Source organism: Streptomyces sp. NPDC054770 (assembly GCF_053611985.1).
The window spans coordinates 67,663-94,423 of record NZ_JBSHBL010000047.1; the positions used below are offsets into that span (position 1 = coordinate 67,663).

Annotated in this window: 23 protein-coding genes and 1 pseudogene; 11 read left to right on the forward strand and 13 right to left on the reverse strand. The window is 73.1% G+C overall.

All coding sequences use genetic code 11. The annotated features are described in order from the left end of the window. The first annotated feature begins 28 nt into the window (after positions 1–28). Positions 29–937, forward strand: coding sequence for a serine hydrolase (locus ACWGKQ_RS33305; protein WP_453295738.1), 909 nt, complete (start codon positions 29–31; stop codon positions 935–937). A gap of 27 nt (positions 938–964) precedes the next feature. Here the strand turns inward: ACWGKQ_RS33305 and ACWGKQ_RS33310 are convergent, their stop codons facing one another. The 3 genes from ACWGKQ_RS33310 to ppk2 form a co-directional block, all read right to left on the reverse strand. Then, positions 965–1,666 carry a response regulator gene (locus ACWGKQ_RS33310; protein WP_453295739.1) on the reverse strand — a complete coding sequence of 234 codons (702 nt, stop codon included), beginning with the start codon at positions 1,664–1,666 and terminating at the stop codon, positions 965–967. Between the two features lie 135 nt (positions 1,667–1,801). Then, positions 1,802–3,523 (reverse strand): SulP family inorganic anion transporter, encoded by a 1,722-nt coding sequence (locus ACWGKQ_RS33315; protein WP_453295740.1) that lies wholly within the window; start codon positions 3,521–3,523, stop codon positions 1,802–1,804. Between the two features lie 198 nt (positions 3,524–3,721). Continuing rightward, the gene (gene ppk2, locus ACWGKQ_RS33320) at positions 3,722–4,525 is read right to left on the reverse strand and encodes a polyphosphate kinase 2 (protein WP_453295759.1); all 804 of its coding nucleotides are present in this window, start codon (positions 4,523–4,525) and stop codon (positions 3,722–3,724) included. A gap of 41 nt (positions 4,526–4,566) precedes the next feature. Between ppk2 and ACWGKQ_RS33325 the strand changes: the two genes are divergently transcribed. Beyond that, positions 4,567–6,951, forward strand: coding sequence for a phosphoketolase family protein (locus ACWGKQ_RS33325; RefSeq protein ID WP_453295741.1), 2,385 nt, complete (start codon positions 4,567–4,569; stop codon positions 6,949–6,951). 32 nt (positions 6,952–6,983) lie between these two features. On the opposite strand, the gene ACWGKQ_RS33330 is transcribed toward ACWGKQ_RS33325, so the two are convergent. Then, positions 6,984–7,364 carry an STAS domain-containing protein gene (locus tag ACWGKQ_RS33330; protein WP_453295742.1) on the reverse strand — a complete coding sequence of 127 codons (381 nt, stop codon included), beginning with the start codon at positions 7,362–7,364 and terminating at the stop codon, positions 6,984–6,986. A 312-nt stretch (positions 7,365–7,676) separates the two neighbouring features. On the opposite strand from ACWGKQ_RS33330, the gene ACWGKQ_RS33335 reads away from it, so the two are divergent. The 4 genes from ACWGKQ_RS33335 to ACWGKQ_RS33350 all read left to right on the forward strand — a co-directional run bounded on the left by ACWGKQ_RS33335 (position 7,677) and on the right by ACWGKQ_RS33350 (position 11,548). Next, on the forward strand, positions 7,677–8,117 hold the full coding sequence (locus ACWGKQ_RS33335) for a pyridoxamine 5'-phosphate oxidase family protein (RefSeq protein ID WP_453295743.1): 441 nt from the start codon (positions 7,677–7,679) through the stop codon (positions 8,115–8,117). Positions 8,118–8,318: 201 nt separating this feature from the next. Continuing rightward, a complete protein-coding gene (locus ACWGKQ_RS33340; protein WP_453295744.1) occupies positions 8,319–10,082 on the forward strand; it encodes a sensor histidine kinase in 1,764 nt (587 codons plus the stop codon). Between the two features lie 121 nt (positions 10,083–10,203). Further along, positions 10,204–10,893 carry a CBS domain-containing protein gene (locus ACWGKQ_RS33345; protein ID WP_453295745.1) on the forward strand — a complete coding sequence of 230 codons (690 nt, stop codon included), beginning with the start codon at positions 10,204–10,206 and terminating at the stop codon, positions 10,891–10,893. A gap of 52 nt (positions 10,894–10,945) precedes the next feature. Beyond that, entirely contained in the window at positions 10,946–11,548 is a 603-nt protein-coding gene (locus ACWGKQ_RS33350) for an Rv1733c family protein (protein ID WP_453295746.1), read from the forward strand. Between the two features lie 75 nt (positions 11,549–11,623). Here the strand turns inward: ACWGKQ_RS33350 and ACWGKQ_RS33355 are convergent, their stop codons facing one another. The 3 genes from ACWGKQ_RS33355 to ACWGKQ_RS33365 form a co-directional block, all read right to left on the reverse strand. Then, positions 11,624–11,908: a hypothetical protein gene (locus ACWGKQ_RS33355; protein ID WP_453295747.1), complete on the reverse strand. Its 285-nt coding sequence runs from the start codon at positions 11,906–11,908 to the stop codon at positions 11,624–11,626. Between the two features lie 142 nt (positions 11,909–12,050). After that, entirely contained in the window at positions 12,051–12,806 is a 756-nt protein-coding gene (locus tag ACWGKQ_RS33360) for a class I SAM-dependent methyltransferase (protein WP_453295748.1), read from the reverse strand. Positions 12,807–12,900: 94 nt separating this feature from the next. Beyond that, on the reverse strand, positions 12,901–13,293 hold the full coding sequence (locus ACWGKQ_RS33365) for a nuclear transport factor 2 family protein (protein ID WP_453295760.1): 393 nt from the start codon (positions 13,291–13,293) through the stop codon (positions 12,901–12,903). A 72-nt stretch (positions 13,294–13,365) separates the two neighbouring features. Between ACWGKQ_RS33365 and ACWGKQ_RS33370 the strand changes: the two genes are divergently transcribed. Beyond that, positions 13,366–13,944, forward strand: a complete 579-nt coding sequence (locus tag ACWGKQ_RS33370; RefSeq protein ID WP_453295761.1) for a PadR family transcriptional regulator — start codon at positions 13,366–13,368, stop codon at positions 13,942–13,944. An 84-nt stretch (positions 13,945–14,028) separates the two neighbouring features. On the opposite strand, the pseudogene ACWGKQ_RS33375 reads toward ACWGKQ_RS33370, so the two are convergent. From ACWGKQ_RS33375 to ACWGKQ_RS33390, 4 genes and pseudogenes are all read right to left on the reverse strand, one after another. Then, positions 14,029–15,153: pseudogene (locus ACWGKQ_RS33375) on the reverse strand (C40 family peptidase); the annotation flags it as partial. Positions 15,154–15,240: 87 nt separating this feature from the next. Further along, complete coding sequence (locus ACWGKQ_RS33380; RefSeq protein ID WP_453295749.1) at positions 15,241–15,789, reverse strand: RNA polymerase sigma factor; 549 nt, start codon at positions 15,787–15,789, stop codon at positions 15,241–15,243. Between the two features lie 52 nt (positions 15,790–15,841). Beyond that, entirely contained in the window at positions 15,842–16,507 is a 666-nt protein-coding gene (locus ACWGKQ_RS33385) for a M15 family metallopeptidase (RefSeq protein ID WP_453295750.1), read from the reverse strand. 116 nt (positions 16,508–16,623) lie between these two features. Then, a complete protein-coding gene (locus tag ACWGKQ_RS33390; RefSeq protein WP_453295751.1) occupies positions 16,624–19,671 on the reverse strand; it encodes a BTAD domain-containing putative transcriptional regulator in 3,048 nt (1,015 codons plus the stop codon). Between the two features lie 432 nt (positions 19,672–20,103). Between ACWGKQ_RS33390 and ACWGKQ_RS33395 the strand changes: the two genes are divergently transcribed. The 3 genes from ACWGKQ_RS33395 to ACWGKQ_RS33405 all read left to right on the forward strand — a co-directional run bounded on the left by ACWGKQ_RS33395 (position 20,104) and on the right by ACWGKQ_RS33405 (position 23,834). Beyond that, entirely contained in the window at positions 20,104–21,039 is a 936-nt protein-coding gene (locus tag ACWGKQ_RS33395; RefSeq protein ID WP_453295752.1) for a hypothetical protein, read from the forward strand. An 87-nt stretch (positions 21,040–21,126) separates the two neighbouring features. After that, the gene (locus tag ACWGKQ_RS33400) at positions 21,127–21,582 is read left to right on the forward strand and encodes a hypothetical protein (RefSeq protein ID WP_453295753.1); all 456 of its coding nucleotides are present in this window, start codon (positions 21,127–21,129) and stop codon (positions 21,580–21,582) included. 203 nt (positions 21,583–21,785) lie between these two features. Then, on the forward strand, positions 21,786–23,834 hold the full coding sequence (locus ACWGKQ_RS33405; RefSeq protein WP_453295754.1) for a phosphocholine-specific phospholipase C: 2,049 nt from the start codon (positions 21,786–21,788) through the stop codon (positions 23,832–23,834). A 150-nt stretch (positions 23,835–23,984) separates the two neighbouring features. Here the strand turns inward: ACWGKQ_RS33405 and ACWGKQ_RS33410 are convergent, their stop codons facing one another. After that, positions 23,985–24,920 carry a hypothetical protein gene (locus ACWGKQ_RS33410; RefSeq protein WP_453295755.1) on the reverse strand — a complete coding sequence of 312 codons (936 nt, stop codon included), beginning with the start codon at positions 24,918–24,920 and terminating at the stop codon, positions 23,985–23,987. After that, positions 24,917–25,711, reverse strand: coding sequence for a phosphatase PAP2 family protein (locus ACWGKQ_RS33415; RefSeq protein WP_453295756.1), 795 nt, complete (start codon positions 25,709–25,711; stop codon positions 24,917–24,919). The genes ACWGKQ_RS33410 and ACWGKQ_RS33415 overlap by 4 nt, the downstream gene beginning before the upstream one ends. Before the next feature lie 225 nt (positions 25,712–25,936). Between ACWGKQ_RS33415 and ACWGKQ_RS33420 the strand changes: the two genes are divergently transcribed. Further along, the gene (locus ACWGKQ_RS33420) at positions 25,937–26,551 is read left to right on the forward strand and encodes a TetR/AcrR family transcriptional regulator (RefSeq protein ID WP_453295757.1); all 615 of its coding nucleotides are present in this window, start codon (positions 25,937–25,939) and stop codon (positions 26,549–26,551) included. Positions 26,552–26,761: the final 210 nt, after the last annotated feature.

Sequence of the window (26,761 nt, forward strand, 5' to 3'; positions counted from 1 at the left end):
AACGCCGTGTGCTGACATGATCGGCCGCATGGTGGACGACGAGGTCCAGGCGGTCTTCGCGCGCGCCGGTTGCACGGGCGCCCTGCTCGTCCGATCGCTGGACGGTGCGGGCGAGTTCGGGCTGCACGCCGATCAACTCGTGGTTCCGGCCTCGGTCATCAAGGTGCTGGTCGCACTGGAGGCGGAGACCTGGTTCGCCGACGGCCGCCTGGACCCGGGGGAGCGTGTGGTGCTGCGCGCCGCCGACCGGACGCCCGGCCCGGTCGGGACGTCCCTGTTCGCGGACGACACCGTCCTGTCCTGGCGGGACATGGTCGTCCTGATGCTGACCATCAGCGACAACCCCAGCACCGACGCCCTGATCCGCCGCCTCGGTACCGACTCCCTGAACGCGACCGCGGCCCGGCTCGGGCTCAACGGCACGGTGGTCACGTCCGACCTGATGACCATGCTGGACTCCATCGGCCAGGACCTCGGCCACAGCGGCTGGCAGGACCTCGTCTCCTGGTCGGCCGGTGCGTCGCCCGACGACTCGGCACGGGCCGACGAGCTCCTGCCGGCGACGCGCGCGCTGGATCCCGGGAAGGGAACCACCAGCACACCGCGGGACATGGCCACTCTGCTCCGGCTCGTCTGGGCCGACGAGGCGGGACCGGCCGCCGCCTGCGAACGCGTACGGGACATCATGGCCCGGCAGCTGACCAGGCACCGGATCGCCAGTGCGTTCCGGCCGCCGGTGCGGGTGGCCGCCAAGTCCGGCAGCCTCCTGGGCGTCGTACGCAACGAGATAGGCGTCGTCTCCTACCCCGACGGCCGTGCCTACGCCGCTGCCGTCTTCACCCGGTCCCGGCCCGGGTCGGACGAACGCGCGATCAACGCGGCCATCGGGACCGCGACCGCGCGCGCCCTCGCCGCACTGCGCCACGAAGCCACCTGAGAGTCCCACGCGACCGGCCCGGGAGGCTCACTTCGCCGGCCGGCCCCCGGTCTCGTGCTGTTCCAGGTGGGAGGCGAGGACCGCGGCCTGGACGCGGCGCTGGACGCCCAGTTTGGCGAGCAGCCGGGAGATGTGGTTCTTGACGGTCTTCTCGGAGAGGTACAGCTTCGTGCCGATCTCGCGGTTGGTCAGGCCGTCGCCGATGAGGGCGAGGATGTCCCGCTCCCGGGGCGACAGGCTCGCCAGCTCGGGCGGCACCGCAGGGGTCTCGGCGGGGTCGGCACGCAGCGAGCGCATGAGGCGGGCCGTGGTCGCGGGGTCCAGCATCGACTGGCCCGAGGCGACCGTGCGGACCGCCGTGACCAGGTCCGAGCCCTTGATCTGCTTCAGCACGTAGCCGGACGCCCCGGCCATGATCGCGTCCAGCAGGGCGTCCTCGTCGTCGAACGAGGTGAGCATGAGGCAGGCCAGCTCGGGCATCTGGTCGCGCAGCTCCCGGCAGACCGTGATGCCGTCGCCGTCGGGCAGGCGGACGTCGAGGACGGCGACATGCGGGCGCAGCGCGGGGCCGCGGGCGAGGGCGTGCCGGACGGTGCCCGCCTCACCGACGACCGAGATGTCGGGCTCCGCGTCGAGCAGGTCCGTCAGACCACGCCGGACGACCTCGTGGTCGTCCAGCAGGAACACGCGGATCGGGTCCCGGTCCGAGAAGGTGCGTGGCTCTGGCATGACGTCCCCTTGTCACCGGCTCCCCGGACAGTGCGCAGACCGCGGGCCGCCCAGTGAGGATCATTGTCCTCCGGACGCCGGCCGCACTAGGGCCGACCGGCCCCACTTGCCTGCCGGGACCTTCGCTGCCCGGGCCTACCGGTCCGGCTGCGCCGCCAGCCACTCGCGGTACGCCGTCACCGCGGTCGGCAGGGTCGGGAAGACGCGGTCGTGGCCGACCGCGTCCGCGAGGCCGTACGCCTCCAGGCTGTCCAGGAGGTCCTGCTTCACCCGGGCGAGCGCGAACACGACGTCGCGCGCGGTCAGTTCGCGGCGAAGGGCGTCGACCGCGTCGAGGGCGGTGATGTCGACCTCCACGTTGGCCTCGGCGTTGAGGACGAACCAGCGGACGGGCTCGCTCTGTTCGTCGACGGCGGCCAGGGCCCGGCGGTGGAAGTTCTCGGCGTTCGCGAAGAACAGCGGCGAGTCGTAGCGGTAGACCAGGAGACCGGGGATCGTCCGGGCGGTGGGGTAGTCGTCGATGTCGTGCATGCCGGCCAGGCCGGGCACCAGGCCCTCGACCGCGTCGTGCGGGCGCGCCACCCGGGTCAGCAGTTCGGCCACCGACAGGCCGACGGCGACCAGCACGCCGTACAGGATGTCCAGGGCCAGGACCCCGGCCAGGCAGCCGAGTGCGAGGAGCAGCTCGCGGCGGCGGAAGGCGGCCAGACGGCGGAAGCCGGCCAGGTCGGTCATGCGGGTCGCCGCGTAGACGACCAGGGCGCCGAGCACCGCGGCGGGCGTCCGGGTGAGCAGGGGGCTGAGGAAGAGCAGGACCGCGAGCACCAGGGCGCCGGCGACCAGGGAGTACGCCTGGCTGCGGGCCCCGGCCGAGGTGGCCAGGGCGGTGCGGCTGGCGCTGCTGCTCACCGGGAAGCCGTGCAGGACGCTCGCCCCGAGGTTCGCCGCACCCAGGGCCAGGAACTCCTGGTCGGCGTCGAGGCCGGGGCCGTCGTCGGGGCCCCGGCCGGCGAACGCGCGGGCGGTGAGGATGAAGTCCGTGTAGGCCACCAGGAGGACGCCGAGCGCGGGCAGGACCAGGCGCGGCAGCTCGGCCGGGTCCGGCAGGGCGAGGCCTGGCACACCCGCCGGGACCGTGCCGATGACCCTGAGGCCGTAACGGCCGTCGAGGTCGAACGCCACCACGGCCGCCGTGCCCAGGACCACGGTCAGCAGCGGGCCGGGAAGCACCGGGAAGTACCGCGTGACGACGAAGAGGAAGAGCAGGGCCGCCGCCGCGAAGATCACGGTCGCCCGATGCGCCTCACCCAAGTGCGTGAAGAACGACCACAGTTGGGGGAAGAACTCGGTTCCCGTCGCCGGTACGCCGGTGAGTTTGGACAGCTGGTCCACCACCATGATCAGGGCCACGCCCGCCAGGTATCCGATCAGGACGGGGCGGGAGAGCAGGTCCGCCAGAAAGCCCAGCCGGAGCGCCCGCGCGATCAGGCAGAACAGGCCGACCGCGGCGGCGAGGGCGGCCGCCAGCGCGGCGTACCGGCCGGGGTCACCGGTGGCGAGCGGGGCGACCACGGTGGCCGTCATCAGCGCGGTCGTCGACTCCGGGCCCACCGACAGCAGCCGCGAGGAGCCGAACACCGTGTACAGGGCAAGGGCGGGCAGGATCGCCCACAGGCCGGCGACCGGGGGCAGTCCGGCCACCCCGGCGTACGCCATCACCTGCGGCACCAGGTACGCGGCGACCGTCACCCCGGCCAGCAGGTCGCCCCTCAGCCAGGCGCGCCGGTAGCCGAGCAGCGAGACGAGTCCGGGGACGAGCCGGTGCCACCCCGGGTGCCCGTCTCTGCCGTGGGTCATGCGTCGCCTTTCGTCCGGTGGTCGCGGAAACCGGGGCCGTTCGGCCCAACGGGCACCGACCTTCGGCATCCGGCGCACCCGTGCCCGTCCCGTCAGAGTGGGCGGCGTCAGGACGCGCACGCACCGTCCCCGACGCCTCGCGAAGGGATCATGGCATGGCAACGCACGAGCCCCCGCACCGGAGCTCCCGCCTGCGCCTCAGAGACTCGCCGCGTGGTCGGGGACGTAGGTCTGGAGGTCCCGCGGCGGACGCTCGTAGCCGGTCGACGCCGGCCGCTTCGGGAGCTTCAGCACCGGCGGCGGTACGTCGTGATAGGGGACGGTCGACAGCAGGTGGGCGATCATGTTCAGCCGGGCCCGGCGCTTGTCGTCGCTCTCCACGACGTACCAGGGCGTGTCGGGGACGTCGGTGTGGACCAGCATCTCGTCCTTGGCCCGGGAGTAGGCCTCCCAGTGGGTGATCGACTCCAGGTCCATCGGCGAGAGCTTCCAGCGCCGCAGCGGATCGTCGAGACGCTTGCGGAACCGGTCCTGCTGCTCGGTGTCGCTGACCGAGAACCAGTACTTGCGCAGCAGGATCCCGGACTCGACCAGCATCCGCTCGAAGATCGGGCAGTGCCTCAGGAAGAGCTGGTACTCCTCCTTCGTACAGAAGCCCATCACGCGCTCGACACCGGCCCGGTTGTACCAGGACCGGTCGAACAGCACGATCTCCCCGGCCGCCGGGAGATGCTCCGCGTACCGCTGGAAGTACCACTGGGTGCGCTCACGCTCGGTGGGTTTCGGCAGCGCCGCGATCCGGGCGGTACGCGGGTTGAGGTGCTCGGTCACCCGTTTGATCGTGCCGCCTTTGCCGGCCGCGTCCCGTCCCTCGAAGATCACTACTAGGCGGGCGCCCGTGGCCCGCACCCACTCCTGCAGTTTCACCAACTCGGTCTGCAACCGCAGCAGTTCCGCCTCGTACACCTTGCGCGGCAGCTCCGCCGCCTGCTTGCCGGCCATGCCGCCTCCGCCGCCCGATGACCTACCCATGGAGCCATCCGATGTCCAAGGTCGAACACCAGGACGCCACCGTACTGTCCGATGCGGAACTGCGCACCCTGGACGCGCACTGGCGTGCCGCCAACTACCTCGCCGCGGGTCAGATCTACCTGATGTCCAACCCGCTGCTCACCGAGCCGCTGCGCCCCGAGCACATCAAGCCCCGGCTGCTCGGCCACTGGGGCACCTCGCCCGGCCTCAACCTGGTGTACACCCACCTCAACCGGGTGATCAGGGCCCGCGGACTGGACGCCCTGTGCGTGTGGGGGCCGGGACACGGCGGCCCCTCGGTCCTGGCCAACTCCTGGCTGGAGGGCAGCTACAGCGAGACTTATCCGGACGTCTCCCGGGACGCGGCGGGGATGGGGCGGCTGTTCCGGCAGTTCTCCTTCCCCGGCGGGGTGCCCAGCCATGTGGCCCCCGAGACGCCGGGCTCGATCCACGAGGGCGGCGAGCTCGGCTACTCACTCGCACACGCCTACGGCGCCGCCCTGGACAACCCGGACCTGCTGGTGGCCTGCGTGATCGGCGACGGCGAGGCGGAGACCGGCCCGCTGGCCGCCTCCTGGCACTCCGACAAGTTCCTCGACCCGGTCCACGACGGCGCCGTCCTGCCGGTCCTGCACCTCAACGGCTACAAGATCGCCAACCCGACCGTGCTGTCCCGGCTGCCCGAGGCCGAACTCGACTCGCTGTTGCGCGGCTACGGCCACGAGCCGGTCCACGTCACGGGCGACGACCCGCGCGAGGTCCACCGGGCCATGGCCGCGGCGATGGACACCGCACTCGACCGGATCGCCGTGCTGCAGCGCTCGGCGCGCGAGGAAGGGGTCACCGAGCGCGGGCACTGGCCGGTGATCGTGCTGCGTACGCCCAAGGGGTGGACCGGCCCGGCCGAGGTGGACGGCGTACCCGTCGAGGGCACCTGGCGGGCCCACCAGGTCCCGCTGGCCGGCGTCCGCGAGAACCCCGGGCACCTGCGGCAGCTGGAGGCGTGGCTGCGGTCGTACCGGCCCGAGGAGCTCTTTGGCCCTGACGGGCGGCCGGTCGCCGACGTGCTCGCCTGCGTCCCCGACGGTGCGCGGAGGCTGGGCTCGTCGCCGCACGCCAACGGCGGCCTGCTCGTCCGGGACCTGCCCCTGGCCGACCTCGACGAGTTCGCCGTCCCCGTCGACAAGCCGGGCACCTCACTGCACGAACCCACCCGGGTCCTGGGCGACTTCCTGGCCCGGGTCATGAAGGACACCGGGCCGCGCCGGGACTTCCGGCTGGTCGGGCCCGACGAGACCGCCTCCAACCGGCTCCAGGCGGTGTTCGAGGTGAGCGGCAAGGCCTGGCAGGCCGAGCGGCTCCCGGTGGACGAACACCTCGAACGCCACGGCCGGGTGATGGAGATCCTCTCCGAACACCTCTGCCAGGGCTGGCTGGAGGGCTATCTCCTGACCGGCAGGCACGGGCTGTTCTCCTGCTACGAGGCGTTCGTGCACATCGTCGACTCGATGGTCAACCAGCACATCAAGTGGCTGAAGACATCGCGGGAGTTGCCCTGGCGGGCGCCCATCGCCTCCCTCAACTACCTGCTGACCTCGCACGTGTGGCGGCAGGACCACAACGGCTTCTCGCACCAGGACCCCGGCTTCGTGGACCACGTCCTCAACAAGAGCCCCGAGGTCGTCCGCGTCTACCTGCCGCCGGACGCCAACACCCTCCTGTCCGTCGCCGACCACGCCCTGCGCAGCCGCGACTACGTCAACGTGATCGTGGCCGGCAAACAGCCCTGCTTCGACTGGCTCTCCATGGACCAGGCCCGCGTCCACTGCGCGCGCGGCGCCGGGATCTGGGAGTGGGCCGGCAGCGAGAACGGCTCCCACGAACCAGACGTCGTGCTCGCCTGCGCCGGTGACGTGCCCACCCAGGAGGTCCTCGCCGCCGCCCAGCTGCTGCGCCGGCTCCTGCCGCAGCTGGCCGTCCGGGTGGTCAACGTCGTCGACATGACCCGGCTGCTCCCGAAGGACGAACACCCGCACGGCATGACCGACTTCGAGTACGACGGCCTGTTCACCACCGACAAACCGGTGATCTTCGCCTACCACGGCTACCCCTGGCTGATCCACCGCCTCGCCTACCGCCGCACCGGCCACCGGAACCTGCACGTGCGCGGCTACAAGGAGTCGGGGACCACGACCACCCCGTTCGACATGGTGGTGCGCAACGACCTGGACCGCTACCGCCTGGTCATGGACGTCATTGACCGGGTCCCCGGCCTCGCCGTCCGCGCCGCCGGCGTGCGTCAGCAGATGGCCGACGTCCGCACCCGCCACCAGGCCTGGATCCGCGCCCACGGCACCGACCTGCCCGAGGTCGCCGACTGGACCTGGACCGGCTGACCGCCCGGCCGCCGGTGACCGCGTCGGCAGGGTCAGACGACCGCTCCGGGCACGTCCTTGCCGGCGAGGGCCTCGGGCAGGCCGGGATACAGCTCGAAGGCGTCGCCCAGCCCCGTGCAGTGCAGCAGCCGCGGGAAGCCGTCGTCCGGTGTGACCAGCCGCAGTCTGCCGATGCGGTACCGGACCCGGTTGCGGGCCCGGCACAGGAGGCTGAGGCCGGAGCAGTCGATGAAGGACACGGGAGTCAGATCGAGCACCAGGTCGGGTTCCGCACCGGACGTCAGGTTGTCGAGGGCCGCGGAGAGGACCGGAACCGCCAGGAGGTCGAGTTCGCCGTGCAGGGTGACGACGGTGGCGCCGCCGTCGGTACGGGTCGTGCGGTAGGTCGCGGACCCCGTGTGGTTGTCGGCCATGGAGAGAGCGAAGACCAGTCGGCGGCCCGCACGGAAGGGCCGTTCGGCCCCTCGGCCCCCGGCGACAGGCCCGAAAGGCCCGTATTGCCCTTTTTCGGGCCGCCCGAGGCCTGTCCGGCGGATTCCCGAGGCCTGTCCGGCGGCCGCTCGGGGCCTGTCCGGCGGCTGCTCGGGGCCTGTCCGGCGGTCGGCTGGGGCCGGACGGCCCAAGCGGCCCCCACCGGGCCGGGACAAGCTGGATCCGCGGGAACGCCCCCGATGGCCGGGCCCCCGAGCGGCACGACGTGAGCGACCTGAGAGGCGGGACGGCCGATGTATGCCAACGACGGATTCCGTGAGCTCGACCGGCAGGAGTGCCTGCGACTGCTCGCCGGGGTGCCCGTCGGCCGTATCGTCCACACGCGCGGGGCGCTGCCGGCCGTGCTGCCCGTCAACTTCGGCCTGGACCGCGACGGAGCGGTGGTGCTGCGCACGTCCGAGGCCTCGGAGTTGGTGCGGGCCGTCGACGGTGCCGTCGTCGCCTTCGAGGCCGACGAGGTCGACGCCGTCGCGCACGCCGGCTGGAGCGTCGTGGTGACCGGCCGGGCGACCGTGGTCGGCGACCCCGGCGAACACGAGCGGCTGGTCAGGGACGGCCCCAGGTCCTGGGTGCCGTCCCCGCGGGAGGTCTTCGTCCGCATCGAGCCGGAACTGGTCACCGGCCGCGCACTGACCGGCGGCCGTACCCGGTACGGCCTGGACCCCGTGTCCTGAACCTCCCGCCGGCTCGGGTGCCGATGGTCATCCGCCGGGGGCCGGCCGGCCCTTGTGCCAGGGGTGGCGACCCGGCGCCGCAGGGCGCGCCGGTGCGCCCGGGACTTGCCCGATCCGGATGCTCGACGCCGTGGATGCCCACTACGGTGGGCTTTGACCGGACCTGCCGGTGTACGAGTCGTCAGGATCGGGAGGAGTGCGGTGGAGAGCCACGAGGCGGCCCGGGTGCGGCTGCCGCAGCTCAGGCTGGACGAGCTGCTGGACGAGCTGCAGGCCCGGCTGGACGCCGCGCGCGGCACCCGGGACCGTGTGCACAGCCTGCTGGAGGCGGTGCTCTCGGTCGGCCGGGAACTGGACCTTGAACAGGCTCTGCGCAGCATCGTGGAGGCGGCGGCCGTGCTGGTCGACGCCGAGTACGGGGCCCTCGGCGTGATCGGGCCCGACGGCAGGCGGCTGTCGGCCTTCCACACGGTCGGCGTCACCGAGGAGGACATCGCCCGGATCGGCCCCTACCCGGAGGGCCACGGAATCCTCGGCGAGCTGATCCGCCACCCCGAGCCGCTGCGCCTGACCAAGCTCTCCGAGCACCCGGCCTCGTACGGCTTCCCGCCGAACCACCCGCCGATGAACTCCTTCCTCGGCGTCCCGATCCGCGTCCGCGACCAGGTCTTCGGCAACCTCTACCTCACCGAGAAACGGGGCGGCGGCCAGTTCGACGAGGAGGACGTGTCGGTGACGTCGACGCTGGCCGTGGCGGCCGGCGTGGCGATCGACAACGCCCGCCTGTACGAGGAGTCACGGCTGCGCGAGCGCTGGCTGCGGGCGAGCGCGGAGATCAGCCACAGCCTGATGTCCGGCAGCGCCAGCGCCGAGGCCCTCGGGCTGATCGCCGAGCAGGCCAGGGAGATCACCGGCTCGGCCCTGGCCGCCGTCGCGACCCCGATGCCGGACACCGACTCGCTCACCGTGGAGATCGCCGTCGGCATGGACGCCGACGACCACCGGGGCCTGGTGCTGGCCATGGACCGGACCCTGATGGGCCTGGCGTTCTCCCAGGGCGCGGCGGTGACCAGCGTGGACGTCACCCAGGACGAGCGGGTCTCGCCCGAGCCGCCGCGCTTTCACGGGCTCGGCCCGGCGGTGGCGATTCCCATCGGCACGGGCGGCGCGGGAGTGCGCGGTGTGGTGCTGCTGGCCCGGGAGGCGGGGCAGCCGCCGTTCACCGCGAAGGAGACCGGGCCGCTCCAGGTCTTCGCGGCCCAGGCCGCCATCGCCATGGAGCTGGCGGAGCGGCGCCGGGACGCCGAGGAGATCGCGGTGCTCAAGGACCGCGACCGGATCGCCCGGGACCTGCACGACCTGGCGATCCAGCGGCTGTTCGCCACCGGGATGACCCTGCAGAGCGCCGGGCGCTTCATCGAGCACTCGGAGGCGTCCGAGCGGGTGCTGCGTGCCGTGGACGACCTGGACGAGACCATCAAGATCATCAGGTCGACCATCTTCGGGCTGCGGACCCGGGAGGGCGGCGCAGGCACCGGGCTGCGGGCCCGCGCCGTGCGGGTGGCCGGCGAGGCGGCCCCGACGCTCGGGTTCGCGCCGAGCGTCCGCATGGAGGGGCTGATCGACACCGACGTGCCCAAGGAGATCGCCGATCACGCGGTCGCCGTGCTCTCCGAGGCCCTGACCAACATCGCCCGGCACGCCCACGCCGACCGCACGGACATCGCCCTGACGACCGACGGCCGGGAACTGGTCCTCACCGTCCGGGACGACGGCGTCGGCATCCCGCCCGACGGCCGCCGCAGCGGGCTGCGCAACATGGCGGAACGGGCCGCGGAACTCGGCGGCAGCCTGGAATGGGACTGCCCCGCGGGTCCCGGAGGCCCTGGGGATTCCGGTGGGTCCGCGGGTTTCGGGGGCGGCGGTACGAGGCTGGTGTGGCGGGTGCCGGTGGCCAGGCCGTAGCGTCGAATCCACGGTGCTGCCGGGACGGACCGGGATCGGGACTGTTCGGCCTATGCCCGCAGGGCACGGATGACCGATTCTTGTGGTGTCGGACCACGGCAGCCGAACCCTGGAGGTCGCCATGACCGGCACTCCACACGTCGTGAACGACGTGATGACCCACACCGTCCTCGCCCTGCGCCACGGCGCGCCCTTCAAGGACATCGTGAAGGCCATGCAGCGGTGGCAGGTGAGCGCGGCCCCCGTCCTGGACGACGACGGCCGGGTCGTCGGCGTCGTCTCGGAGGCCGACCTGCTGCGCAAGGAGCAGGCCCGCGCCGACGCCCCCGGCAGCCGGCCCGGCTCCGACCGCACCAGGGCGACGGCGGTCACCGCCGGGGAGCTGATGACCGTCCCCGCCGTCACCGTCCACCCCGAGGCCACGCTTCCCGAGGCCGCGCGCACGATGGTCCGGCACGGCGTCAAACGGCTTCCGGTGGTCGACGCGGACGGCGTGTTGCGGGGGGTCGTGAGCCGCGCCGACCTGCTGAAGGTGTTCCTGCGCGCCGACGAGGACATCGCCGAGGAGATCCGGCGCGAGATCGTCCCGCACCTCTTCCCCGGCTCGGCCGAACCGGTGCGGGTGCGGGTCCGCAACGGCGTCGTCACCCTCACCGGCCGGGTCCCGGACACCGCGCTGGTCCCGGTGGCGGCCGGCTGGGTGCGGGGCGTCGACGGCGTGGTCGCCGTGGACTGCTCGCTCGCGGGTCCGCCGCGCCGCCCGGACCTCGACCCCGATCTTCCCGGCCCGGAACACGCCCCGCCGGCCTGAGCCGGGCCGCCCGCGGCCGTACGTGCCGGATCCCGGAAGGAGGCGCCGGACCATGAGCAGGACGCGCAGCGTTCGCGTGACCAGGAGACCCCTCTGGCGCTGGCGGCACAATCCGCTGCGACGCCACAGCGACGTCGTGGAGGCCTGGATCGTGCTCGCCGTCTGGACCGTGGCCCTCCTCGGCGGGCTGTTCGCCGGAGGGGCGGCCGGCGCGGCCGTGCACCGAAGCCTCGACGATCGACGCGCCGCCGTCCACCCGGTGTCGGCCCGGCTGACCGAGGACGCGGCGGCCGGCTCACCCGTCCTCACCGGCTACGACGTGGGGAAGTCGTGGGTGAGCGTGCGCTGGACCACCGCGGACGGCGCCACCCGGACCGGCCTGGCCGAGGCGCTGCCCACGGCCAAGGCGGGCAGCCGGGTGCAGATCTGGGTGAACCGCGGGGAGCGGCCGGTCGGCCCGCCGGCGAGCCGGGCCGAGGTCGCCTACGAATCCCTGGCGACCGCCGCCCTCGTGAGCCCGCTCGTCGCCACCGCGGTGTGGGGCGGCGGCCGACTGGTCCTCCGTCGGCTGATGCGCCGCCGCCTCGCCGAATGGGACGCGGAATGGCGGCGGATCGGGCCCCAGTGGCGGAACTTCAGCGGGGGCAAGGGATGACGCGGGGACCGGACGGGCGCGCTCCTGCCGGCGACCCAGGACCACGCTCGACCCCGCTCCCCGCCGCGGAGTTCGCTACCCGGCGGCCACGACCTGGCCGGCCGTGACCTGAGGAGGGTTGGGAAGCAGCGACGCGAGGTTGTCCCGTACGAAGTCCGCCGCCCTCCTGACCGACTCGTCGGCCCCGGCCTGGTCGTCGTAGATGCTGGTGGAGACCATCACTCCACCCCCGGCGTCGATCCAGTAGTAGGCCACGAAGCCGGGGACCTGGCGGAGAAGAGGCACGAATCCCTCGTCCACCCGGCGTCCCGCCTCGGCGGGATCCGTCACCCCTTCGTACCGCCGAACCACTGCGTACATAGCTGATCTCCTCGCGTATCCCAAGGTCACCTTGCTCGCAACGGCATACCCCTCAGCGGGTGTCTCCCGTTCGTGGCACGCCCGGAAGACGCTCGGACAGGTGAACTCGGCGTCCCCTCCCGCGCCGGCCTGCGGGACGCCCTCACCGGCCGGACCCGGGACGTTCGGTGCTGAGCACCATGTACGGTGCCCGGCCGGAACCGGCCGTCCGGTCGGGCCCGGTCACGGCGGGGGTGTCGACGGCGGGCGCGGCGAAACCGGCCCCGGTGAGCAGGGCGGTGTAGGCGGCAAGGGAGCGGTAGTGGCAGACCGTCGTGACCATGCCGCCGTCGAGCCGGCGCAGCTCGGTGGGCACGGGCGCCCCCTCCGCGTAGGACACGCCCGGTTCGCCGTACCGCAGTGTGGCGAACTGTTCCCCCACCGCACCTGGGTTGAGGTCGGCGAGGACATAGGGGGCGCCGGGCCGGAGCACCCGGTGGATCTCGGCGGTCAGCGCGGCCAGCCGCAGGTCGTCGGGGTCGGTGCAGTAGACCAGGCAGCAGACGGCCGCGTCGATGCTGCCGTCCGGGATCCAGGCCAGCGAACGGCCGTCGAAGAGGCGGTAGTCGACGCGCGGGTGGGGGCGGTCGGTGCGGGCGATGTCCAGTATGTGCACCGAGGGGTCGACGCCCTGCACCGGCCAGCCGCCGGCGTCGGCGAGTTCCACGGTCAGCGCGCCGGTGCCGCAGCCGATGTCGAGGGCGGTCGCGCCGGGGTACGGGGGAGTGCCGACCCGGTCCAGGACCGCGGGGAAGATCAGCTGCCGGGCCAGCCGCATGTCGCGGTCGCGGTAGGCGGCCGCCGCCGCGGGGGTGTCCCAGGCGAGCGCCGGCTGCGGCCGGTCGGAGGAAGCGGTCATGATCCAAGTCTCGTGGCCGCCGCACCGGTCCCACCAGTCCCTCGATCGGGCGACACGGGAGCCGGAGCCGCTGCTCGCGCGGCTCCTGCCGGGGTCACCGGGCGGCGGCCTCCTGGGCGATCTGCTCGAACCGGGCGCCCATCGCCTCGGACAGCGCCTGCGCGGCCGACAGCGGGCGCACCATCACCGTGAACTCGTCGATCTTCCCGTCCTCGTCGAAGTGCAGGAAGTCGCAGCCCTGGAGCCGCTTGCCGGCGACCGTCGCCGTGAACACGAAGGCGTGGTCGCGGCCGTCCGGGTTCGCGATCTCCCGTACGTAGGCGAAGTCCTCGAACACCTGCGACACCGCCCGCAGGATCGCGGCCGTGATCGCCTTGCCCGGGTACGGCTTGAAGGCGACCGGGCTGGTGAAGACGACGTCGTCGGCCAGCAGGGCGGCCACGGCGTCCATGTCGCCCTTCTCGACGGCCTCGCGGAAGGGGTGCACAGGGGTCACGGGGTGCATGGGGTCCACCTCACCTATTCAAAAAGTTGAGTAGGTGCATGCTAGCGTGCCCCCATGGCTCTGCGGAACGCGGTGATGGCCGCCCTCCTGGAGGGCGAGGCCTCCGGATACGACCTCGCCAAGGGGTTCGACGCGACGGTCGCCAACTTCTGGACGGCCACGCCCCAGCAGCTCTACCGCGAGCTGGAGCGCATGGCGGCCGAGGGGCTGGTCACCGCCCGGGTCGTGGAGCAGGAGCGCCGCCCCAACAAACGGCTGTTCTCGCTCACCCCGGCAGGCCGCGACGCGGTCCGCGCGTACACCGCCGAGCCCCCGGCCCGGCCTTCCGTGGTCCGCGACGAACTGCTGGTCAAGGTGCAGTGCGCGGACGCCGGCGACCTCGACGCGGTCCGTGCCTTCGTCGCCGAGCGCATGGAGTGGGCGACCGCCAAACTGGCCCGCTACGAAAGGATCCGGCAGCGCCTGCTCGCCGGCCGCTCGGAGGAGGCGTACTTCGCCGAGGCGGAGCGCATCGGCCCGTACCTCACCCTGCTGCGCGGGATGTCCTTCGAGCGCGAGAACCTCCGGTGGGGCGACCTGGCGCTGCGCAGACTCGAGCAACGTGCGGGCCGTCGTACTCAAGAAAGTGAATAGGTGAGCGGGCGGGGCCCCCCCCCACACAGGGGGCCCCCCCCCCGGCCCGCAGAAGCAGGGGGGCCCCCCCCCCCCCCCCCCCCGCCCCTTGATGTAGATGTTCGTCATCCACGCGCCGTTGGTCAGTTTGGACCAGGCGTCGTTGGTGTAGCCCTCGGCGGTGACCGTCTGGGCGTGTGCCTGGCAGACCACGTTGACCGTCGTCGGCTGCGGGAAGTAGTCCACGACACCGGCGTTCACGTTCGGCTCGCTGTGCGTGCGCACCCCCGTGCCCCAGGTCTGGAACGCCGTGCTGCCCCCGCTCGGCGGCGGCGGGTTGTCGCCCCCGCAGTCCGGGATGCCGGGCAGTTCGGCCGGGCCCTTGATGTAGATGTTGGTCATCCAGGAGCCGTCCGCCAGCTTGGCCCAGATGTCGTTGGTGTAGCCCTCGGCGGTCACCTCCTCCGCGTGCTCCTGGCACTGGACCGAGACCTGCGTGGGACCGGCGAAGGTGTCGACGACCGAGGCGTGCACACTCGGCGTCGAGTGCGTGTGCACCCCCGTGCCCCACGTCTCGAAGGTCGAACCGCCGTTCGCCGGCGGCGGCACCGGCGTGCCGGACGGGTTGATGCGGATCGCGCCCGCGTAGTCGCCGCCCGTACGGACCGGGGTCACCCGGATGTGGGTGCCCGACTCGTACGCCTCGACCATCTGCCCGGCGCCCAGGTACATGGCGACGTGGTGGATGTAGCCGCTGCCCCAGAACATCAGGTCACCGGGGACCAGCGGAGCCGTGCCCTGGCTCGCCGAGAAGCGGGCCGAGGCGTGCGGGCTGTGGTACTGGTCGTCGGCGGTGCCGTTGAGCAGGTCGCTGCCGGTCGCCCGGTAGTACGCGTACCGCATCAGGCCCGAACAGTCGAAGCCCATGCGCTCGTTGTCGTGCAGGCTGTCCGGGTCGGAGCCGTCGTAGTAGCCGTACGTCGCACCGGGCGTGGCGCCGTGGCCGCCGCCCCAGCTGTACCAGACGCCGATCTGCGAGCAGGCGGCGTTCACGGCGGCCTGCGCGGTGGCCGAGGCGCCGGAGGCCAGCACCCCGCAGGTCGTGTCCTGGGCGGCGCGCGGTGCGGCAGCGTGTGCGGTGGCGGGCAGGAAGGCGATCAGCGCGACGGCCGCCGCCGCGGCGGTCGCCCGGCCCGGCGTGGTGAGTTCCGAGAGTCTCAAGGTGTACATCCTTCGTCGACGTGGAGCCGTGTGCGGGGGTCCGGGTGACTGACCGGGTGCCGCGCCCCACCCCCGTCGGGGCGCGGCACCCGGAACTCAACCGGCCAGCGCCGCGCGCATCTTGGCCAGCGCCCGCATCCGGTTGCGCTGGACCGTGCCGCGATGGGCGCCGAGCCGTTCCCCGGCCGTGTCGTGGCTGAGCCCCTCCAGGTCGACGAGGATCACCGCGGCCGCCTCCTTCGGCGAGAGCACGCTCAGCAGCGCGAGGGCGGTGGCCGAGGCCTCGTACGTGCCGAGTCCGCCGTCCCAGCCGGCCTCGGGCAGCCGGTCGGTGGTGCGCTCCCGGCGGGAGGGGTGCAGCCAGGAGTCGCGCAGCAGGTTCAGTGCGACCGCGCAGGTGTAGGCGTACGGATGCTGCTGGGGCGTCAGGTTCCTGGCCCGGGCCCGCCGGGAGAGCCGCAGGTACGTCTCCTGGAGGAGGTCGTCGGCGTCGTGCGGGTTGCCGGTCAGGGCGAGCAGCCGTCTGCGCAGTCTGGGCATGTCGGCGGTGAAGCCGGCGTCGAACTCTCCCGGGCTCATGGGCTCGAAGACGTCGTCCGCGTCGTCGCGCGGGTCCTGCGTACATGTGCCGCCATGGGTTTCCATGGTCGTCCCCCCGAGGGTCGTCGATGGTGTGGAGAGGTGTCCGGTCCGCTGGTCAGACCGGCCGGACAGGAGCCGCGGCGGGCCCGTAGCGGGCGGCCGGCGCCCCGCTCAGCAGGGCCCAGTACCGGTCTCCGTAGGACCAGTGCCACCACTCCGTGGGGTAGTTGACGAAGCCGGCCGTGGCCAGCGCCCGCCCCATCAGCGCCCGGTTGGCCCGCGCCTCGGCGCCGATGCCCGGTGCCCCGGTACGGCAGGCGCCCGCGCTCTCCTCCGGGGTGGCGTTGACCTCCGTGCCCAGCGGCAGCTCGGTGCCGTCGGCGGTGCACAGGGTCAGGTCCACCGCCCCGCCGCTCACGTGCGGGGCCACCTCCGGCGGGGAGATGTAGGCGCTGGCCAGCTCGCGGATCCGGTCCGGACCGGCGTCGGGGTGGGCCGCGCGCAGGGTCGCCGCGTACTGCTCGAAGTAGCGGCGCTGCAGGCCGGGCGGCCGGTACCCCTCGACCACCAGGAACCGGACCCCGGCGGGCAGCAGCGACTGCGCCTGGAGCAGCCGGCGCAGCGCCCCGAGGCGCAGGTGCGCGTAGCTGCCGTCGGCGTCGGCCTGCCGGAGGTCGATCCGCAGGCCGGGTGTCTCCCGCAGGTCGACCAGCGGTTCACCGCACTCCTGCTCGGTGACCTCGGCGACCCGGGAGTCGGAGAGCGTGATGATGTCCGTCACGCAGAACAGCCTGCCCGGACCCCCTGCAATTGCCCTGCAGCTTCTCTGCAAGCCCGTCACCAGGTGTTCTGCAGGCGCGATTTGGCTCCGCGCGGCTCAGCGCGGCCGGGACCCTGCTACGGCACCTCGTCGTCCGCCCGCTCCCGTGCCTCCCGTCCGCCCAGCGACCGGAACACCTCCAGCGCCTCCGCCCGCGCGGCACGCGCCCGTTCCGCCTCGCCGGCCGCCGACCACACCACGGCCAGGTCCCGCACCGTGCGGGCCCGCCACAGCGGCAGCCCCAACTCCGCCCAGAGCACCGCCGCCCGCTCCAGCGGCTCCCGTGCCGCGCCGGTGTCTCCGGCCGCCAGCCGCAGCTCCCCGAGTGTGCGCAGCACCAGCGCCTCGCCGAACCGGTCCTGGCGCTCCCGGGCCACCGCCAGGCAGCGGGCCAGCCGGCGTCCCGCCTCCTCCGGTCGGCCGGTGCGCAACTCCACCTTGGCCAGGGCCTGTTCGGTGTACATCACGCCGAAGGTGTCCTGCAGGCCGGTGAAGAGCCGCAGCGCGTCGTGGAGCAGCCGTTCGGCGTCGGCGTACCGTCCCTCGGCCCGGTCGCACAGGGCCAGCGAGCGCAGCGTGAGCCCCTCGCCGTGCAGGTCGGCCGCGGCCCGGTACAGCGCGAGGGCCCCGGACAGCGCCTCGCGGGCCGCCGGGCCGCGCCCCTGCTCCAGGTGCACGTAGCCGATGCCGTACAGCACCCCCGCCCGGGCGCCGGCGTCGCCCGTCTCGCCGTACCGCTCAAGGGCGGCCTCCAGCAGCTCCAGCGCCTCGGCGTAGCGGGCCTGTTCGCGGCGGGCGGTGCCCATCCCGGCGAGCGCCACGGCCGCCCCGTCCGGCACCTGCTCCCCGAACAGCCGCAGCGCGTCCGCGAAGTAGGCGTACGAGTCCTCGAAGCGATCCTGTTCGTAACGGAGTTGGCCGAGCCCGGCGAGCAGCCAGGCCTCGCCCTCCACGTCCCCGCTCCGCCGTACCGCGGCCATGGCCGCCGTGTGTGCCCGGGACCAGGCGTCGAACTGGTTGTACAGGGCGGCCGAACTCGCGATCAGCGCCCCGGCGAGATCGCGGGCGGTGCGTGCCATGCCGTGGTCGGCGCAGTGCGTCACGGCGGCCAGCAGTCCGGCCTGCTCGGCGGCGAACCAGGCCGCGGGCCGGGCGAGCAGCGCCTCCTCGGTCTCCGGATCGAGCGGCCGGACGGCGGCCGGTTCGGGGAAATGGCGGGTGGCACCGCCGGGGCCCCGGGCGGCGGCCTTCCGGGCGAGGTCCAGCCAGCTCGCGGCCAGCCGCTGAACGGCGGCCGTGCGGTCCTCGGCGCTCTCCTCGGACAGGCAGCGCTCGCGGGCGTGTTCACGGGCCAGGTCGTGGATGCGGTAGCGGGCGAGGCCGGTGCCGTCCACGCCGATCACGTCGATGAAGTGGCAGTCCACCAGCCGCTCGACGGCCTCCTCGGCCTCCTCCGTCCCTATGTCGAGCAGCGGGGCGGCGATCCAGGCGGCGAAGTCGGGGAGGTCCAGCAGGGCCAGGCGGCGCAGGGCCGCGCGTTCCTGCGGATCGAGGTCGGCGTAGCCGAGTTCCAGGCTGGTGCGCAACTCCAGGTCCCCGGCGCTGAGTTCGTTGAGCCGGCGGCGCTCGTCGCGCAGCCGTCCGGCGAGCCGGCCGGGCGCCCAGTGCGGGCGGGCGGCGAGCCGGGCGCCGGCGATGCGCACCGCGAGCGGCAGCCGCCCGCACAGGGCGACGATCTCGGCGGCCCGCTCCGGCTCCGCCCCGGTCCGCCCCGCACCGGCCACCCGGCGCAGCAGGTCGAGGGCCTCGGCCTCGTCCGGGACGGCGAGGTCCAGATGCGCGGCGCCCTCCAGGGCCACCAGCCGGCGGCGGCTGGTGATCAGCACCGCCGAGCCGGGGCCCGGCGGGAGCAGGGGCCGCAGATGTGCCTCACCGGCCGCGTTGTCCAGGACGATCAGGGTCCGGCGGTGCCCGATGTGGGTGCGGTACAGGCCGGTCAGCTCCGCCAGGCCGGAGGGCAGCGTGTCCGGGTCGACGCCCATCGCCCGCAGCAGCCGGGCCAGCGCGTCGGCGGGTTCCAGCGGGGTGGTGTCGGCGGCCCGCAGGTCCACGAAGAGCCGGCCGTCCGGGAAGAGGTCGGCGGTGCGGTGGCCGACATGCACGGCGAGGGCCGTCTTGCCGATGCCGGAGCGCCCGGAGATCACCCCGATCGGCGGCGCCGTCCGGCCGGCGTCCTCTACGCCCCGCACCAGCTCGGTCGCCCACTTGACCTGATCCGCGCGGCCCACGAAGTCGGCGATGTCGGGCGGGAGATGGGAGGGCGCGGGGCGCGGCCGAGCGCTCCGGGGAGCCGGGACCGGCCGGGCGGGCCGACCGGTGCCCAGCACGCCGGTGTCCTGGGCGAGGACGGCCTGGTGCACGGCCCGCAGCTCCGGCCCCGGGTCGATGCCCAGCTCCTCGCGGAGCGCCGAGCGGCCCTCCTGATAGACGCGCAGGGCGTCGGAGACCCGGCCGGTGCGGAACAGGGCCGTCATCAGCTGGCCGCGCGGCCGCTCCCGCAGCGGATGCGCGGCCACATGGGCGAGCAGCGGCGCGATGGTGCCGTCCGCCCGGTCCAGGTCCAGGGCCAGCCCGAAGGACTCCTCCAGGGCCACCAGACGCAGCTCCGCGAGCCGGGCCGCCTCGATCCGGGCGAACGACTGGCCGAGCCCCTCCAGCGCCTCCCGGCCCCGCCACAGCCCCAGCGCCTCGGCCAGCACGTCGGCGGCCTCCTCCGTGCGCCCCAGGGACCGCCCGGCCGCGAGGAGTTCCTCGAAGCGGCGGGCGTCGACCCGGTCCGGGGCGAGGTCGGCGACATAGCCCGGGGGCCGGGTGCGGATCACCTCGGCGGTGCCGACCCGGGCCAGGGCCCGGCGTACGGCGGAGACGTGGGTGGCGACCAGGGCGCCCGCGGTGGCCGGCGCCTCCTCGTCCCAGACGAAGTCCACCAGGCGTTCGGTGGAGATGACCTCGCCCAGGTGGACGACGAGCGCGGCGAGGACGGCCAGCGGCCGCGAGCCGCCGAGCGGGGCCCGCCTGCCGCCCTCCCAGACCTCCACCGGGCCGAGCAGACGTACTTCGAACATCGGTCCCCGATCGCCGCCCCGCGGATGCCGACAACGATATCGGCGGCCACCGTCAGGGCAGGCCGAAACCCGGGCCGTCGTGTCCGGAACCGTTCTGTCCGACCGGCCGGACACAACCGCCGGGACACCCGGTATTCCGAACGCGGACCGGGCCCGTGGGCGCTGCGGGAGCCCTTCTCCCTCCTGGCGCAGTTGGCTGGTTTCTGTGGGTGGCCATAGCAGCCCCTGTGCGGGGGACGGGTGCCGGCCGGTCCTCGTATGACCGCGCACCCGGATCCGCCGCGAGATCCGCCGCGAGATCCGCCGCGAGATCCGCGGCGAATCCATGGCGCCGGAAATTCCTCGCGACCGCATGTCATACGAACGCCCCGCCGGCGGCGTCAACGGCCCGAAAGCACCGAGCCGTTCGCCGTACGCCCAGGGAGCCGTCCGATGAAGCGCACCGCCTTCCGCCGAAGTGCCGCGCGGCTGAGCGCCGTCGCCGCCGTGGCCGCGCTCGCCCTCACCGGCTGCTCCCGGGCGTCCGGCGACGGCCAGGTCCCCACCGCCGCGCACCGGGTCCGCGACCTCACCTACGCGGAGGACCTGCGGGTCTCGGACGCCGAACAGCGCCTGGTCGCCCGGTGCATGGCCCGCCACGGGTTCCGCTACTGGACGGACCGCCCGCTGAGCCTGGCCGAGAGCAGGCCGCTCGGCTACGTCCAGGACGACGTGCGCTGGGCCCGTACCTACGGATACGGCAGCCGGATCACGGCGAAGGAGGACCGCGCCCGGCTGCGCAACCCCAACAGCGCCTACCGCAAGGGCCTTGGCACCACCCGCAGGGCCGCGTACGACGCCGCTCTCGACGGCGGCCGGCAGGCCGAACTGCTGCGCACCGACGTCCCGGGCGGGGGCAAGGTCAGCAAGCAGACCGGCGGCTGCGACGGCGCGGCGGAGCGGCAGCTGTACGGCGATCCGCAGACCTGGTTCCGGCTCGACACCACGGCGAGCAACCTGCGCCCGCTCTACGTCGGCAAGCTGCTGCACGACCGGCGGTTCACCGCCGCCGTGCACGCGTGGTCCGGCTGCATGAAGCGGGCCGGCCACCCCTTCCGGGACCCGGACGCGGCCCGGCAGGCCACCCGGGAGCACCCCGCGGTCCAGACCCGGGCCGAGGAGGCCAGGAGCTTCGCCGCCGAGACCCGGATCGCGGTCGCCGACGCCACCTGCGCCGGCGAGGTCTCCCTCAAGTCCGTGGGCCAGGAACGTGAGGCCCACTATCTGGCCCAGCTGGACGGCGAGTACGGCGCCGGGCTGGACGCCTACCGGCAGGTGCGCCTCAGGGCGCTGGAGCGCGCCGAGCGGATCGTGCCCGCCCGCACCTGACACCTGCCGAGACCTCATGACTCCGCGGCGCCCGCCGCGGCCTTCTCCCACACCGACCGCCTCCGACGAGGCAGAACGGGATTCATCATGCGCAAAATGACCCTCGCCCTCACCACGCTGGCCCTCGCGGCCGTCGGCTTCGCCGTGCCGGTGACCGCCCATGCCTCCGCCGGCTGCAACGCGGCGTGGCCGGGCCGCGACGGCAACGTGCGGGCCTGGAAGGACTGGGACTGCGCGGGCGGCCTGCTCGGCGTCGCCGCGGGCAACGACGCCAACTGGGCCGACAGCTCAGGCGGTTTCCAGGGCGCCGGCAACGTCGCCTCCTCCGTGATGAACAGCGGCTACGTCGGCGGCAAGGACGTCGTGGCCTTCTACTACTACGCCAACTACTCGGGCGGCTACGGCTGCCTGAAGCCGGGCGAGCTCTACGTGGACGACCTCACCCGGGACCACTTCACCGACGGTCACACCATGAACGACAACATCCTGTCCCACCAGTGGGTGACGGAGAGCGCCTGCGCCGCCGGCTCCTTCATCAGCTGAGGCCCGGCGCCGGCCGCGGTCACCGTTCCCTCGCCGCGGCCGGCGCTGTCTCCTTACCGACTACCTACCTCACGTACCGCCGAGATTCACATCCGCGCCACCGGACCCTTCCCTGACGTTCGCTGCCCTTGGAACACTCGCACCCGCGCACAGTCCGCCCTGTTCCGGCCATCCCGTGCGTCAGGATGAGAGGTCGTTCACCCATGACCGAAGTAAACCGGCGCCGATTCCTCCAACTCGCTGGCGCCACAACGGCGTTCACCGCACTGTCCAGCAGCATCCAGCGCGCCGCCGCGCTGCCCGCGAACCACCGCACCGGGTCGATCGAGGACGTCGAGCACATCGTCGTCCTGATGCAGGAGAACCGTTCGTTCGACCACTACTTCGGCACCCTCAGAGGCGTCCGCGGCTTCGGCGACCCGCGTCCGGTCACCCAGAACAACAAGTCCGTGTGGAAGCAGTCGGACGGCACGAAGGACATCCTGCCCTTCCACCCGGACGCCGACGACCTCGGTCTCGCCTTCCTCCAGGACCTCCCGCACAGCTGGAGCGACACCCACAACGCCTTCAACGGCGGCAAGTACGACAAGTGGGTGCCGGCCAAGGGCACCACGACCATGGCGTACCTGACCCGCGACGACATACCGTTCCACTACGCGCTCGCCGACACCTTCACCCTCTGCGACGCCTACCACTGCTCGTTCCTGGGCTCGACCGACCCGAACCGCTACTACATGTGGACCGGTTACGTCGGCAACGACGGCCAGGGCGGCGGCCCGGTCCTCGGCAACGACGAGGTCGGCTACAGCTGGACGACGTACCCGGAGCGCCTGGAGAAGGCGGGCGTCTCCTGGAAGATCTACCAGGACGTCGGCGACGGCCTGGACGCGGCCGGCGGCTGGGGCTGGATCCAGGACGCCTACCGCGGCAACTACGGCGACAACTCGCTGCTCTACTTCAAGCAGTACCAGAACGCCCAGCCCGGCGACCCGCTGTACGACAAGGCCCGCACCGGCACCGACGCGACCAAGGGCGAAGGCTTCTTCGACCAGCTGAAGGCCGACGTCAAGGCCGGCAAGCTGCCGCAGATCTCCTGGGTCGTCGCCCCCGAGGCCTTCACCGAGCACCCCAACTGGCCCGCGAACTACGGCGCCTGGTACGTCTCCCAGGTCCTGGACGCGCTCACCGCCGACCCCAAGGTGTGGGCGAAGACGGCCGTGTTCGTCACCTACGACGAGAACGACGGCTTCTTCGACCATCTGATCCCGCCGTTCCCGCCGTCCTCCGCCGCCCAGGGCAAGTCCACGGTCGACCCGGCCCTGGACCTCTTCAAGGGCGACGCGACCCACGCCGCCGGCGTCTACGGCCTCGGCCAGCGCGTCCCGATGCTGGTCGTCTCCCCGTGGAGCAAGGGCGGGTACGTCTGCTCCGAGACGCTCGACCACACCTCGATCATCCGGTTCATGGAGGCCCGCTTCGGTGTCCACGAGCCGAACATCTCGCCCTGGCGGCGCGCCGTCAGCGGCGACCTGACCTCGGCGTTCGACTTCTCCCGCAAGGACACCAAGCCGGTCGCGCTGCCGTCCACGGACGGCTACCAGCCGCCGGACAAGAACCGCCACCCCGACTACGTGCCCACCCCGCCCGCCAACCCGGCGCTGCCCAGGCAGGAGCGCGGCTCGCGGCCCACCCGGCCGCTCAGGTACGCCCCGGTGGTGGACGGTTCGCTGAACGCGGCGGCCGGCACGTTCACGCTCGGCTTCGCGTCGGGCGCGCACGCCGGGGCCGCCTTCCTGGTCACCTCCAACAACCGCGCCGACGGCCCCTGGAGCTACACCACCGAGGCCGGCAAGTCCGTCTCCGACACCTGGAACTCGGTGTACTCGGGCGGCTCGTACGACCTGACGGTGCACGGGCCCAACGGCTTCCTGCGCACCTTCCAGGGGCGCGGCAAGGTGGCCGGACCCGAGGTCACGGCGCGGCCGCACGGCGACGACATCGAGCTGACCTTCGCCAACAAGGGCAGCGGGACGGTGAAGCTGAAGGTCTCCGACGGGTACGGGGGGCGGGCGCGGACGTTCACGGTGCGGGCCGGGGCCACCGTGACGCATATCGCGCACCTCAACCACAGTGAGCGGTGGTACGACCTGACGGTGACGTCCGAGGCCGACGCGAGCTATGTGCGGCGGTTCGCCGGGCATGTGGAGAACGGGGAGCCCGGGGTCAGCGACCCGGCGATCATCACGGTGTGAGAGTGCGCCTAAGGGGCGTGGGGGACTGTTGTGGGGCGGCTGCGGGTTGTTCGTGGCTGGTCGCGCCCACGCGGCGGCAGCCGCACAGTCAATACAGCCCCGCGCCCCTTTGGGGCGCTCAGGGGGCGGGGCGGTTGGCAGGCGGGGTGCTCAGAGGGAGGTCAGCTGGCCGGGTTCCGTCTTCTGGCGGGGGAGCAGGGTCGGGTCCAGGGCCAGGACTGCTGCCACCGGGTGTTCGTCGTCGTCCAGTTCGACGACCGGGGTCGGCGGTGTCACCCGGGTGAGCAGGACCACGCCCCATGAGGCCAGGCCCGCGCCTGTCAGGGCGAGCAGGATGCCCCAGACTCCGCCCTGGAGTCCCTGCCCCAGCAGGGTCAGGCCGATGATCGCCGCCGCCAGTGGGTTGGAGAGGGTGACCATGGCCAGCGGGGCGCCGAGGCCGCCGCGGTAGGCCGTCTGGGAGAGCAGCAGGCCCCCGACCGCGAACGCGGCGACCAGCAGGGCCACCACGATCACCTTGGCGCTGAGCACCGGGCCGGAGCGGTCCGTCGCCGCCACCGTCACCGTCTGGGTGAGGGCCGAGGCGACGCCCGAGGCGAACCCGGACGCGGTCGCGTGGCGCAGGCCCGGGCGGGCGCCGGGGCGGGACAGGACGCCGATCAGGGCGGCCGTCGTACCGGCCACCGTCACTGCCTCGGTGAGGCTCAGCACCTGGTGGGGTGCGGGGCCGGAGGCCGTGACCAGGAGGGCGCCGAGGCCGAGCAGGGTCAGGGCGGTGCCCCGCCACTCCGTCGCGGTGACCCGGCGGCCGGCCGCCCGTGCCCCCATCGGCACGGCCGCGACGAGGGTGAGCGCGCCCAGCGGCTGGACAAGGGTGAGCGGGCCGTACTTCAGGGCGACGACGTGCAGGAGTGCGGCGCCGGCGTTCAGGCCCACCGCCGCCCACCAGGAGCCGGAGCCGAGCAGGCGCAGCAGGCCCGCGCCGGGGGTCTTCGAGGCGAGGCGCTCCTGGGCGACGGCGGCGGCCGCGTAGGCGACGGCCGAGACCAGGGAGAGGGCGACGGCGATCAGGGCTGCGGCGTTCATCGGCTCGCCCCCACCAGTGCGGGCTCCTCGGCGACGAGGTGCCGGGTGCCGCGCCCGGCCGTGCTGGTCGTGCGGTAGGGCGGGTGGATCAGGGCGAGGGCGGCGCCGAGCATCGCGGTGGCGACGATCGCGTCCAGCCAGTAGTGGTTCGCGGTGCCGATGATCACGAGGAGGGTGATCGCCGGGTGCAGCAGCCACAGCCATCGCCATCGGGACCGGGTGGCGACGATCAGGCCGATCGCCACCATCAGGGCCCAGCCGAAGTGCAGCGAGGGCATCGCCGCGAACTGGTTGGAGAGGTGGTCGCTGGAGGGCGGGCCGTAGACGGAGGGGCCGTAGACCCGGGCGGTGTCGACGAGGCCGGACGCGGCCAGCATCCGGGGCGGCGCCAGCGGGAACGTGAACGGCAGCACCAGGGCGGCCGAGGTCACCACGGCGAGGACCCGGCGGGCCCAGACGTAGTGCGCGGGCCGCCGCAGGTAGAGCCAGACCAGGAAGGCGAGCGTCGCCGGGAAATGAACCGTCGCGTAGTAGGTGTTGGCCAGGTGGACGAGGGTGTCGCCGTGCAGCAGTGCGGACTGCACGTCGACCTCCGAGGGCAGGTGCAGCGTCCGTTCCAGGTCCCAGATCCGGTGGGCGTTGTGCAGCGCCTCGGCGGTATGGCCGGTGGCCAGTTGGCGCCCGAATTTGTAGACGAGGAAGAGCCCTGCGACGAGCAGGAGCTCACGGACGAGCGGCGGCCGGGCTATCGCGCCCGGCTCCGCTGAAGCAGGCTCGGACTGGGATCTCATCCCAGGCCCCCTCACTGACGGTGGTGCTGTGCCGAGTCCCGGGCGGTGGCCCGAACTCTTCGATACGAAAGCGTACCGATACGCCACTGTACCGATACGGTCGAGTACCGGTACAGTGGCGTATCGATAGACGTAGGCCACACTGGTTGTAGGTTTCCGCGCCGGCCGAACGGAGGGCGGGGCGGAAGTGATCCGAACGTGATGAACGAGTGAGGAGCAGGGCACATGACGTCGCAGGCCGCGGACGGACCGGACATGGTCGCCGCCTCGCGCCGCTCCAAGATCACGCCGGAGCGTGAGCGGGAGTTCTTCGACGCCGTGCTCGAACAGATCCGCGAGTGCGGCTACGACTCCGTCTCCATGGAGGGGATCGCCGCCAGCACCCGCTGCAGCAAGTCCACGCTCTACCGGCAGTGGAAGACCAAGCCGCAGTTCGTCGCGGCCGCGCTGCGGGCCAACCGCGAGGTGCGCTTCGTCGGCATCGACACCGGGTCCCTCGCCGAGGACCTGCGCGAGGTGGCACGGACCGCGGGCGACTGGTCACGCAAGGACACCAAGCTGCTCGCGGCGCTGGGGCACGCGGTGCACTCGGACGAGGAACTGGCGCAGGCGCTGCGCGAGGCGCTCGTGGAACCCGAGATCGCCGCGCTCCAGGAGATCCTGCACCGCGGTGTCGCGCGCGGCGAGGTGTCCGAGGGGCATCCCGCGCTGGACTACGTGCCCGCCATGATGTTCGGCGTCCTGCGGGTACGGCCCGTGCTCACCGGCGAGTACGCCGACGCCGACTATCTCGTCCGCTTCGTGGAGGCCGTCGCGCTGCCCGCACTCGGACTGACCTAGGGGTGTCCGATGGCTCAGGACACCCACTGAGACCCAGGCCGCCGTCCACGGGATGACTGGACGGTGACCTGTTCGCGCCGCACCGTGGGGACGGGGGCGGCGCACCCCCCGGGCGGGGGGGGGGGGGCGCGCGGGGGGGGGGGGGCCGCCCCCCCCCCCCCCCCCGAGCGCGGCCGCCGCCGCGCGCCCGGAGACAACACACCCCCCCCC

Excerpts from the sequence above, each read along its gene's own strand:
- ACWGKQ_RS33305 (WP_453295738.1), top strand. The coding sequence starts at position 29 with ATGGTGGACGACGAGGTCCAGGCGGTCTTCGCGCGCGCCGGTTGCACG.
- ACWGKQ_RS33310 (WP_453295739.1), bottom strand. The coding sequence starts at position 1,666 with ATGCCAGAGCCACGCACCTTCTCGGACCGGGACCCGATCCGCGTGTTC.
- ACWGKQ_RS33315 (WP_453295740.1), bottom strand. The coding sequence starts at position 3,523 with ATGACCCACGGCAGAGACGGGCACCCGGGGTGGCACCGGCTCGTCCCC.
- ppk2 (WP_453295759.1), bottom strand. The coding sequence starts at position 4,525 with ATGGCCGGCAAGCAGGCGGCGGAGCTGCCGCGCAAGGTGTACGAGGCG.
- ACWGKQ_RS33325 (WP_453295741.1), top strand. The coding sequence starts at position 4,567 with ATGTCCAAGGTCGAACACCAGGACGCCACCGTACTGTCCGATGCGGAA.
- ACWGKQ_RS33330 (WP_453295742.1), bottom strand. The coding sequence starts at position 7,364 with ATGGCCGACAACCACACGGGGTCCGCGACCTACCGCACGACCCGTACC.
- ACWGKQ_RS33335 (WP_453295743.1), top strand. The coding sequence starts at position 7,677 with ATGTATGCCAACGACGGATTCCGTGAGCTCGACCGGCAGGAGTGCCTG.
- ACWGKQ_RS33345 (WP_453295745.1), top strand. The coding sequence starts at position 10,204 with ATGACCGGCACTCCACACGTCGTGAACGACGTGATGACCCACACCGTC.
- ACWGKQ_RS33350 (WP_453295746.1), top strand. The coding sequence starts at position 10,946 with ATGAGCAGGACGCGCAGCGTTCGCGTGACCAGGAGACCCCTCTGGCGC.
- ACWGKQ_RS33355 (WP_453295747.1), bottom strand. The coding sequence starts at position 11,908 with ATGTACGCAGTGGTTCGGCGGTACGAAGGGGTGACGGATCCCGCCGAG.
- ACWGKQ_RS33360 (WP_453295748.1), bottom strand. The coding sequence starts at position 12,806 with ATGACCGCTTCCTCCGACCGGCCGCAGCCGGCGCTCGCCTGGGACACC.
- ACWGKQ_RS33370 (WP_453295761.1), top strand. The coding sequence starts at position 13,366 with ATGGCTCTGCGGAACGCGGTGATGGCCGCCCTCCTGGAGGGCGAGGCC.
- ACWGKQ_RS33380 (WP_453295749.1), bottom strand. The coding sequence starts at position 15,789 with ATGGAAACCCATGGCGGCACATGTACGCAGGACCCGCGCGACGACGCG.
- ACWGKQ_RS33390 (WP_453295751.1), bottom strand. The coding sequence starts at position 19,671 with ATGTTCGAAGTACGTCTGCTCGGCCCGGTGGAGGTCTGGGAGGGCGGC.
- ACWGKQ_RS33395 (WP_453295752.1), top strand. The coding sequence starts at position 20,104 with ATGAAGCGCACCGCCTTCCGCCGAAGTGCCGCGCGGCTGAGCGCCGTC.
- ACWGKQ_RS33400 (WP_453295753.1), top strand. The coding sequence starts at position 21,127 with ATGCGCAAAATGACCCTCGCCCTCACCACGCTGGCCCTCGCGGCCGTC.
- ACWGKQ_RS33405 (WP_453295754.1), top strand. The coding sequence starts at position 21,786 with ATGACCGAAGTAAACCGGCGCCGATTCCTCCAACTCGCTGGCGCCACA.
- ACWGKQ_RS33410 (WP_453295755.1), bottom strand. The coding sequence starts at position 24,920 with ATGAACGCCGCAGCCCTGATCGCCGTCGCCCTCTCCCTGGTCTCGGCC.
- ACWGKQ_RS33415 (WP_453295756.1), bottom strand. The coding sequence starts at position 25,711 with ATGAGATCCCAGTCCGAGCCTGCTTCAGCGGAGCCGGGCGCGATAGCC.
- ACWGKQ_RS33420 (WP_453295757.1), top strand. The coding sequence starts at position 25,937 with ATGACGTCGCAGGCCGCGGACGGACCGGACATGGTCGCCGCCTCGCGC.